Annotated in this window: 1 protein-coding gene; it reads right to left on the bottom strand. The window is 75.4% G+C overall.

Features of this window, described 5'->3' with window-relative positions; genetic code table 11:
- The coding region (locus O2W53_RS23785) for an ATP-binding cassette domain-containing protein (RefSeq protein ID WP_269165527.1) at window positions 1-423 on the bottom strand (423 nt) is incomplete at both ends.

Raw genomic sequence — 423 nt, 5'->3', positions numbered from 1 at the left:
GACGGCGTCGGTGAGCACGGGCAGCAGTGGGTTGAGGTCGTGCGCGACGACCAGCACCGTGACCCGGCGCTCGCGGGTGAGCTCGCCGAGCAGCGCGACCACCTCGTGCTGGTTGCGCAGGTCGAGGTTGGCCAGCGGCTCGTCGAGCAGCAGCAGTTCGGCGTCGTCCACGATGGCCTGGGCGATCGCGACCCGCTGCTGCTGGCCGCCGGAGAGCTCGGACATCCGCCGGTCGGCGTAGCCGTCGGCGCCCACCCGGCGCAGCGCCTCGTCGACCCGGGCCCGCTCGGCAGCCGAGGCGCGGCGCAGCCCGAACCGGCCGCCGGTGAGGCCGAGCATCACCAGGTCGCGGGCGCGCACCGCCTCGCCGAGTGCGGCGGTGTAGTTCTGCGGCACGTAGCCGATCCGGCGGTCGCCGCGGCT

Source organism: Modestobacter sp. VKM Ac-2978, assembly GCF_026968025.1.
Lineage (GTDB): Bacteria > Actinomycetota > Actinomycetes > Mycobacteriales > Geodermatophilaceae > Modestobacter.
Note: the sequence above shows the minus strand (reverse complement) of the source record. Positions and strands in the feature narration are given on the sequence as shown.